At 64.1% G+C, this 8,855-nt stretch carries 8 protein-coding genes; 2 read left to right on the forward strand and 6 right to left on the reverse strand.

The features are described 5' to 3' along the window. Positions 1-148 precede the first annotated feature (148 nt). The 5 genes from F2P44_RS23390 to F2P44_RS23410 all read right to left on the reverse strand — a co-directional run bounded on the left by F2P44_RS23390 (position 149) and on the right by F2P44_RS23410 (position 7,065). Positions 149-3,016: a two-partner secretion domain-containing protein gene (locus tag F2P44_RS23390; protein ID WP_223165091.1), complete on the reverse strand. Its 2,868-nt coding sequence runs from the start codon at positions 3,014-3,016 to the stop codon at positions 149-151. Positions 3,017-3,075: 59 nt separating this feature from the next. Next, the gene (locus F2P44_RS23395; RefSeq protein WP_167089856.1) at positions 3,076-4,743 is read right to left on the reverse strand and encodes a ShlB/FhaC/HecB family hemolysin secretion/activation protein; all 1,668 of its coding nucleotides are present in this window, start codon (positions 4,741-4,743) and stop codon (positions 3,076-3,078) included. Between the two features lie 231 nt (positions 4,744-4,974). Then, entirely contained in the window at positions 4,975-5,358 is a 384-nt protein-coding gene (locus F2P44_RS36425) for a PEP-CTERM sorting domain-containing protein (protein WP_167089858.1), read from the reverse strand. 6 nt (positions 5,359-5,364) lie between these two features. Continuing rightward, entirely contained in the window at positions 5,365-5,595 is a 231-nt protein-coding gene (locus F2P44_RS23405) for a hypothetical protein (protein ID WP_167089860.1), read from the reverse strand. A gap of 24 nt (positions 5,596-5,619) precedes the next feature. Then, positions 5,620-7,065 carry a pectate lyase family protein gene (locus tag F2P44_RS23410; RefSeq protein WP_167089862.1) on the reverse strand — a complete coding sequence of 482 codons (1,446 nt, stop codon included), beginning with the start codon at positions 7,063-7,065 and terminating at the stop codon, positions 5,620-5,622. Between the two features lie 26 nt (positions 7,066-7,091). On the opposite strand from F2P44_RS23410, the gene F2P44_RS23415 reads away from it, so the two are divergent. Beyond that, on the forward strand, positions 7,092-7,280 hold the full coding sequence (locus F2P44_RS23415) for a hypothetical protein (protein WP_167089864.1): 189 nt from the start codon (positions 7,092-7,094) through the stop codon (positions 7,278-7,280). Positions 7,281-7,531: 251 nt separating this feature from the next. Continuing rightward, positions 7,532-8,053, forward strand: a complete 522-nt coding sequence (locus tag F2P44_RS23420) for a hypothetical protein (RefSeq protein WP_167089866.1) — start codon at positions 7,532-7,534, stop codon at positions 8,051-8,053. A gap of 122 nt (positions 8,054-8,175) precedes the next feature. On the opposite strand, the gene F2P44_RS23425 is transcribed toward F2P44_RS23420, so the two are convergent. Beyond that, on the reverse strand, positions 8,176-8,319 hold the full coding sequence (locus F2P44_RS23425) for a hypothetical protein (protein WP_167089868.1): 144 nt from the start codon (positions 8,317-8,319) through the stop codon (positions 8,176-8,178). Positions 8,320-8,855: the final 536 nt, after the last annotated feature.

Consider the following 8,855-nt stretch of genomic DNA (forward strand, 5'->3'; position numbering starts at 1 on the left):
CAACAAGACCCAGCGCACACATGCACAAGCCGCCGGCAAGAGCCGCGGCAGCTACGTTGCGCCTGTCCGGCAGCGTAACGACACGCGCCCTGCTCTGCCTGAGAACGGCGCAACGCCGTGTGTTGATCCTCATGATCGGCGCCCGTTCCTAGTTGCGGTCTTGTTTCGGTGGCCGGTTGAGCGGAACGTCCAGTTCCGGCGCCGGCTGCTCGACCGATGGCGCGACGACGACGTTCCGGGGCGCCTGTACCGGCGGCTGTACCGGGGGACGGACCAGCGACAGCGCAGGCGGCTGTGCCGGCGGTGCCATCGCGAACAATGGCGGCGCGTCAACCGGGTGCGGACGTACCGTGACGGGTGGCACGGTTGCGCCGGAAGATAGCGGGCGCGGCGGTGGTCCAATCATATATCGGACGGATACCGGAGCGAGCACGACAATCGGCGACGCGACAGCCTCCACTGGCACGGCAATGACGACGGGTGGCACGACCGCTGGCGGCGCGATAACGGGCGGCACGAGCACCGGCGGTACAACCACCGGGGGCGCCACAACGACTGGCGGCGGCACGACGACCGGGGGCGCCACCACGACCGGAGGCGGTACGACTACCGGGGGCGGCGGCACCACTGGCGGTGGCGGGACTACGACCGGCGGTGGCGGCACCACGACCGGTGGCGGGACTACGACCGGCGGTGGCGGCACCACGACCGGTGGCGGGACTACGACCGGCGGTGGCGGCACCACGACCGGCGGTGGCGGCACCACGACCGGTGGCGGCGGCACCACGACCGGCGGTGGCGGCTCGACCACTGGCGGCGGTACCACGACCGGTGGCGGTACCACGACCGGTGGCGGTACCACGACCGGTGGCGGTACCACCACCGGTGGCGGCACGACAACCGGCGGTGGCACCACGACTGGTGGCGGTACCACGACCGGTGGCGGCACCACCGCCGCAGTGATATTGCCGGTAGTGCTTACCACGACCGTACCGCAGCATGATTGCGGCAGCGCGAAGCTGCCGGCATTGCTACCGCCGAGGCTATAGCCTACCAGGGTGACCGGCTTGTCCTGGCCCACCTCCGCCGTGTCGAACGTGGCGCTGCTGCCAGGCGCGGCGATCAGGGTCACTCCGTCGGGCGCCCCCCTCAACGACGACATGGCCGTGGCGGTGCTGCCGTCATAGGACTTGTCCCCGCCGGCGGCATACACCAGCATCTGCTGGGTCAGGACTGCGCCCTCGGTCATCGTGAACATGGGCTGATAGTTGGTCGGCGCGTCATACGAGACCGGGTTGTACTTGATCGTTACCGGGGCATTCGGGCCGGTGATCGCGGACGGCAGCGCCTGGGGTGCAAAAATGACAGTGCCCGCCCCGCTGCCGTTCGTACCGGCGCTTAATACCAAGCCCAGCGGCAGGTCGAGGCTCTGACCCGAGATGCTGCTGCCCCTGGTCAGGGTCATGGTCGCACCGATGTTCACGTTATTGCCCGCACACATCATGACGTTGCCGTCGGTCGTGGTCATGGGTGCCGTGCTGTTCAAATTCAGATCGCGGCCCGCCCCCAGCGACACGCTGCCATTGGCCGTCGTGATGGGGGCGTTGACATTGATATCGCGTCCGCAACAGGCGACCAAATTGCCATTAGTGGCAGTGATGGCCTGATTGATATTAATGTCGCGCACCGCATTCAGGGTCAAGGTCGTCGGGCTGGTGCTGGCCGTCCAGCTGACGGCCTCGTTGACATGGATATCGCCGTTGCCCGCCGTGTTGGTATTCAAGTTGCTTACCGGAGGGGTGCCAGCCACCACGGAATCAGGGCCGCTTGCCGTGGTAATGACGACGCTGTTGGTGACCAGCAGGCCCGACAAGGTGGACCCGGATATATTGTCGGTGGGGGCGCTGCCGATCGTGAAGTCTTCCGGGTCGATCAGCCAGGTTCCCGCGTGTCCGTTGGGTGCCGCCGTCGTGATCTTGGCGTCCGGCGCGATCGTCACCCTGGCGGCGGACGTTTCGATGAAGCCGCCATTGCCGCCAGCCGGCGCGCTGGCGTCGAGGCTGCCGCCAACACTCATCGTGCCCGACTGCATGTCACCCATCAGCCTGATGACGCCGCCATGGTTTTCCACCCGTTGAGCCCGGATCACGCCGGTATTGTTGACGGCGGTATGGAGCAGGTCTCCCGCCCCCTGCGCGGTGAGCAGCACGGCGCCGCCGTCGGCCTGGATCAGGCCACCGTTTTGCACCAGCGCGTTGAGCGCGCCCTGGCCGACCGTCACGCCGAGCAGCTGGTCGCCCAGGACGTCGAGCGTCATGCCATTGCCGGCGCCGAGGGCCACCATTCCGTTGGTGGCCGAGATGTGCCCATCGTTGCTCACGCTCGCCCCGAGCAGGGCCACATAGCCGGCATCGGCCGCGTTCAGCGTGCCCTCGTTGCGCACTGCGCCGGTGCCGCCGCCGGAAAACGTGTAGTCACCGGCCATGAAGTGCGCATCCGTGATATTCCGGGTCGATGCCACCAGCGAGCCGACGTTGACCGATGCGCCCTTGCCGAACATGACGCCGTTCGGATTGACCAGGAACACCTTGCCGTTGGCGCTCACATTGCCCAGGATGCTGGACGGATTCGACCCGATGACCCGGTTCAGCGCGACCGCGCTGGCGTTCGGCTGCACGAAGCGCACCGTTTCGCCCGCGCCGACATTGAAGCTCTGCCAGTTGATCGCCACGTTCTGGGTCGACTGCTGGATCGTGGTGCCGCTGCCGGCGCTGCTGATGCTGGCGCTGCCGGCGCTGACGACGCCCCCCGTCGGCTGCTGCGCCAGGGCGCCGGTGCCCACCATCGCCAGCGACAGTGCGAGCATGTGCATGACGCACAGCGCGCCGCCAGCGGCCCCGGTTGGCGTTGCGCTGGCACGGGACGAAGTCCTTTTTCCTGCGCTCTTGGTGTGTTCGGACACGGCGACAAAGGTGCCCGTTTGGGCGTTCCAGATCGATTGGAAGATGATGTTCATGGCGATTCCTTTTGCTTTAAGCAAAGGGCTTGGGGCGCGTTCGCTCGCGTCCCTTGCACTTAAAAATATTTCACTGCCTGGATCCAGAAGCGGCCCGATCTGTCGGGAGAGGAACTTGCTTTTTCACTACCGAGCTTGCCCGCGTAGAAAGCCGTGACCAGGTAGTTGGCACGCTCGGACAAGACGATCCCAAGCCCGGCACCGCTCAGGGTTCGCTTGTTCGGGCCGGTGGTCCACGGGTCCTTGTCGCGCGTGACCGTACCGGTGTCGGCAAAGGCGATCAGTTGCACTTCCCCGGCGGGCAAGACTGGGAATGTCGGCAAGCGCAAGCGCGCTTCCACGCTCAGCACATAACCCTGGTCCGCGTACGCTTCGCCTTCCGGATAGGCGCGCACCGCGTTCATGCCGCCCAGTTCCATCTTTTCCGAGACATCCAGATTGCTCGACGCGACTTGCCCCTTGACGGCAGCCGACAGCGAGAGCGCGTTGCCGATGTACTGCACCCGCTCGGCGCTGTAGCCAAGCTTGCCGTAATGGCCATCGCTGCGCGCTGTCGCCGCATCGACCGCCCGCAGCGCCGGGGTGGCGATGTCGAGCTCGCCGGTCGACAAGGTGAGCGAATACCTGGTCGCGCCCGCACCGCCGACGCTGTCCCGGGAATCGCCATACACACTGGCCATGAGGACCTTGGCCTTCTTGTCGCTAAGCGAGCCGGACAGGTCGACCTGGTCGTGGAAGCGCTTGTCGTCGTAGGCCAGCAGCACGGAATGGTTACTGTTGCGGGTGCGCATCAGCGGATAGCTGACAAACGCGCTGGCGACGCCGGCCCGACCGTGGGCGTGCAATGGGGCAAATTCCTTGCTCAGTTCGTAGCGCAAGGTGCTGTACGCCACACCCGCCCGCGCTTTGCCAAATTGCATCTGGTAAGCGAGGCGCGCATAGTTCAGACCCTTCCCGGAAGTGAGCACGTGCACGCCGAGCACGTCACCCATGCCCAGCAGCTCGTTGACGTTGAGGCTGGCGCCAACCCGGTATTGGCCGGTGTAGCGGTTGCCCGCGTTGTCGGCATCGACACTTCCTGACAGAAACTGCCCGGGCGTGACATCGACGATCAGGTCGGACGTGCCGAGCGATGCGCCCGGCACCAGGGTCGATTTGATATTGACGCCGGCAATGTCGGAAAGCCGCAACAGCCGGCTCTCGAGCGGCGCGCCGGTGACGACGTCGCCGCTAGCGAGGCCCGCCAACTGGCTATGGACCAGTTGGTCCGATAGCCGCGACGTGTTGCGCACCGCGATCTTGCCGTACTGGCCTTCCATGACGGTCATGGTCACGGCGCCGTTCTTGATATCCTGCGGCGGCAAAAAGACCTGGGCCAGCAGATAGCCGTCGCGGTGGTAGCGTGCGCTGATCGCCGCCGCCATGGCCATCAGCTCGGACATGGTCAATTCGTTGGCCGGCTGGAAGCCCGTGAGGGCGAGCAGTTCGGCCTCCGGGTAGGCGCGCGCGCCCGTCAGGCGCAGGCTGTTGACGACGATCCTGACCTGGTCGGCCGCGCTCGTCCCTGGTGTCGTGCCCGATTCGATGCGTACCACGGGAGCGCTCTTGGGCATCACCGGCGGCGCGGGAATTTGCTGCATCTGGCTGCCAGCGGTGGGCGCCTGCGCGGAGGCGACGGCTTGTACCAAGACCGACAGCGCAAACGGTAATATTTTCTTATTTAACATGAAAGTGCCCCTATAAACGCCAATTGGCTGCCACCTCTTCTGGTAAAAAATTTTACTCCAATGCAATATTCGATCCGTACGGAACCGTACGGACGGGGCGAAAACAGGCGACCTGTTGCTTTTTGAGCCCACACCTGGCTACGCCATCCTGATCCTGCACGGCCGGCGGCGGCAATTGCCCGCGCGCGGCGGCAGTCCTGCCGCCGCGCACGGGTCTTGCGGCGCCCTGGATCAGGCGCGCCGGCGGGTCCAGACCGCGATCAAGCCCAGTCCCAGGCCGAACAGCGCCATGCTGCCCGGCTCGGGCACAGCGGCCGCCGTGGCGTCCACGCGCAAGCCCTGGGCCAGGCCCAGGCCGGCGGCGTCGTACCACTGGCCCGCCTGCATCTGGGCGTAGCCGTCCAGGGGACTGGCGACCGCGCCGGGCATGCTGGCCTGGCTGGCATTGGCGTAGGTGGAGCTGAACATGACCCAGTAGCTGCCCTTGCTCACCGTCCAGTTCAGGCGCGCGACACCGCGCCACGCCAGTTCGCCCGCGCCGGTGGCGAAACTGGTCGAACGCAGCATGCTGCCGGGAACGAAACCGCCCTGGCCGTCGGCACTGCTGCCGAACACGCTGACCTAGACTTCGCCGGCATCGGTGCTGAAGTATCCCTCGATGCTGTTGATCGCCAGGTCGGACAGCACCGAAAACCGCCCTGCGTAGCTGTGTTCGCTGTTAAAGGCCCAGCCGGCGCCCACGGCGTTCGATGGCGTGCCGGTGTCGACCACCAGTGCCGCCCGTGCCGGGGCGCACGCCGTGCCCAGCCCCAGTAAAAGGGCGGCGTAACCATGCAATCGTTTCACAGACATGCTGATCTCCATAAAGTGGCTTGGTTACTTGAGCTTGCCGGCGCCGGCCTGCGCCGGTACGGCACTCAGGGTCGACGTGGCCGTCTGCAGCGCGTACAGGTAAGGCGGGGTCCACAGGTCGGCCGAATCGGGACGGGCCATGCCGCACTGGCCGTCGACCGCATTGGTGCCGGCGCGGTCGCTGGTAAACATGTGGCCCGACGAGCGGAAGCCGATGAAACCCTTGCCCTTGATCACCTTGCCGCAAAATTCGGAAAGCTTGACCCCGGTGATGTTGTAGTAGTTATTTTCGAGCAGCATGTTGGAGCGATAGCGTGCATCGGTGCCGCTTTCGAACTTGATGTCGGCATCCTTGGTCATCACGTTGCCGCTGACGAGATTGTTGAACATGTGCACCTGTCCATAGCGGTTCAGGGGAAGGCGTGCGGCCACCCCATTCCACCAGTTGCCGGAGAAGGTCACGTGCAGGCGTCCCTCGTCGCTCCAGGCACGGCCGCCATCGCCATTGCCCACCAGGGTGGTCTTGTGATGGGTGGCAAACGTGCTGTTGGCAATGGTGACGTAATCGCTGCCGCGCACCACGTCGAGCGCGCCATCGTGGCGGGTCTTGTAGGTGCCGGTCGCCAAGGACTCGGGGGTGTCGCCATCGCTCACGCCGACGTGGTCGATGAAGATGTTCTGAGCGCGCGAGACGGTGATGCCGTCGGCATAGGCATTGCCCGCATCCTCGGGATTGACGTCCCATGGCGTGTCGATCACCAGGTTGCGCACGATGATGTTGCGGGTCCAGGTCGGATACGCTTCGCCATCCTTGCCATCCTTGATCCACTTCTTGAAGTCCACTTCCGGGTCACCGCCTGGCGCCAGCGGCATTTCGGCGCCGATCAGCAGCGCGGTGCCGGTGATGCGCGCCGGCCGGCCCTGGGCGTCGTTGATGCCCACCAGGGTCGTGTTCGACGGCAGGTTGATCGAGCCGCCGTATTTCTGGTCCGAATAACTGGTGTATTCCTTGAACAGCGTGTTGTTCTGGCTCCAGCGCAAGTCGATATGGCCGACCACGCGGATGATCTTGGGTTCATTGCCGGCCTGGTTGATGGCGTTCACCAGTTGCTGGCCGTTGAAGACGGTGTAGACGCGGTCGGCCCTGGCCGCGCTGCCGCCGCTGACCACCACCTTGCCCTTGCGCGACCAGGTATGCCAGCCGGTCGCCGGCGCGCTCTGGCGCTCGAAGGTGAGCACGCCGCCGGTCGGGTCGACCTGGGCGAACTGCCACGCCGGCAGCTTGGGCGCGGCCATGTAGCTGGCGGGGTCGTGCAGGCCGCCCACCAGCACCGGGGCTGAGTAATTGCGCACACCGTAAGGAACGGTTTGCAGCGGTGTGCTGGCGCCGACGAAGGTGCTGGCGTCGATGGTGGCCGCTTGCGCGGCCGATGCCAGCATGACGCTGGCGGCGAGTATGGTTTTTTTCATGGTTGTCTCCTATGAAGCACATAAAAATGGCGCGCGTTCTTTTATTGAACTTCGACGTGCCGCGCATGACGATCCCTACCCGCGCGCCGGTGCCTTGCCTGTGGCAATGCCGGATCGGCGTGAACAACGGCGCGGCAAGCCGCAGCGCATCACGCGCGATGGGGTCCAACGGCTTGGGTAGGGAACAGCTTTCAGCATCCAACAGCGATGACTGAGACAGGTACCTCGCGTGCCTGTCGCCGTTGCGAGGAAGGCGGGGAGCCGGGTTCGCGCAGGTCGGAATCGGCGCCGGCAGCCCCTGGCGGGGTCGTCACGGCAGCGACGCGTCCATACTACGCTGGATAAGATGATTAAACAATCAGCAAGTTGTATGATGTGTGGTTTTCGGGCAGCGGATCGCTGCCCTCGCCCGGCGAAACGCCGGCCACGACTCTTTGAAAAGCCGCAACCACGGCACGTACGCGCCATGCCTTATCTCCCGCTTCGACTGGTCTGCTACTTCACGCTGGGGTGGCTGATCGCCAGAACATTCAGCGGCGTCTTCGGCGCGGCCTTGCCTGTTGTATTGATTTTGTGGTGCGCAGGCGGATGCTTTCATTTTGCGAGGGATATCATCGAGATCATCCCGGCGCTCAGGCGCGCCGCGCGCCGTTCGGCATCCGAAAAATGGAACGGCCGCTATTACGCGTACTACGGGACGCAGATCCGCTTGTGCCTGGTGGAAGACATGGTCTGGATCGTCGAGGAAGATATCCGGGCGATCCTGTCACCCGCCGTCACCGAACGCGAACAACGTCTTCTGGGCGCCGATTACGCAACCATTCCCGGCACCGCGCTGCATGGCTATAGCGAGCAGGGCTTGTTGCGGCTGCTCAAAATCCGGCTGATGCGACGGGGTGGAGAAGCGGACATGAAAAAATTCATCGTCTGGCTTCAGAACGAGGCGCTGCCTAACGTCAAACGCGTTCCGACGTCATCCGCGATTTGAGTCATGCCTGCGTGCGGCCTCGCGCAACGGATCCGCTCTTCCGCGAGGTCGACTTGATGAATTACCCTGCATTCTTCTTGCTCCCGATTCCTCGGTAGGTAGCCGATCGCGTCGATGATCGGCTAGCGCTGCGCCGTGATCTCCCGGCGCAGAAGCGCCTTCGGCTTGTTCCGCGTACGCGCCATGCTCGACGCCAGCATCAGGCCGGCCTGCGTGGCAAACCGCGTCTTGATGCCGGCCTGCGTCGCCTTGTAGCCGAGCGGCACCTTCGCCCCGGGCCGCGAACGGCACTGTTCACCATATCCATTCTTCCTTTCGCCCGATGTCGAGCCATTTGCTGTTTCATGTCCAAATCATAAAATAGTTTTTCCGGGGAAATATAACTTTAGAAAGGTAATAATGATTGCCTTTTTATACGGTTTATTTACTTTCCCTGGATATCGCTTGCGTCATATCCCTGTAACTTTTGAACATTAGAATCATTCCCGTTCATTACCGGCTGCGCGATTGCAGCCTGTATCAGAGCGCTCAACGATGTAATAACCTATTTGTTTGTCCGTGAAATAGCGCATTAGCCAAGAGGCCACCATTGCAATCAACATCCCGCTTTATTGGCTCACTGATTACCGTCACCGCCGCAATGGTGCTTAGTGCGTGCGCGTCGAGTGCCACGACGGCCCTATGACGTTTCCGGTGAAACTTGACATCGGCTATGCTGTGAGGTTCTACCGTCCCGGAGTGCGGTCAAGGGCGGCGCGCGCTGCGCGCGTGCCGGCGTAGCGCACCCTTGACGGCATGCAGG

Origin of the sequence: Massilia frigida (genome assembly GCF_011682175.1) — a bacterium.
Taxonomy (GTDB): domain Bacteria; phylum Pseudomonadota; class Gammaproteobacteria; order Burkholderiales; family Burkholderiaceae_D; genus Telluria_A; species Telluria_A frigida.

Coding starts and splice junctions, on each gene's coding strand:
- F2P44_RS23390 (WP_223165091.1), bottom strand. CDS start 3,016: ATGAACATCATCTTCCAATCGATCTGGAACGCCCAAACGGGCACCTTT.
- F2P44_RS23395 (WP_167089856.1), bottom strand. CDS start 4,743: ATGTTAAATAAGAAAATATTACCGTTTGCGCTGTCGGTCTTGGTACAA.
- F2P44_RS23405 (WP_167089860.1), bottom strand. CDS start 5,595: ATGTCTGTGAAACGATTGCATGGTTACGCCGCCCTTTTACTGGGGCTG.
- F2P44_RS23410 (WP_167089862.1), bottom strand. CDS start 7,065: ATGAAAAAAACCATACTCGCCGCCAGCGTCATGCTGGCATCGGCCGCG.
- F2P44_RS23415 (WP_167089864.1), top strand. CDS start 7,092: ATGGCGCGCGTTCTTTTATTGAACTTCGACGTGCCGCGCATGACGATC.
- F2P44_RS23420 (WP_167089866.1), top strand. CDS start 7,532: ATGCCTTATCTCCCGCTTCGACTGGTCTGCTACTTCACGCTGGGGTGG.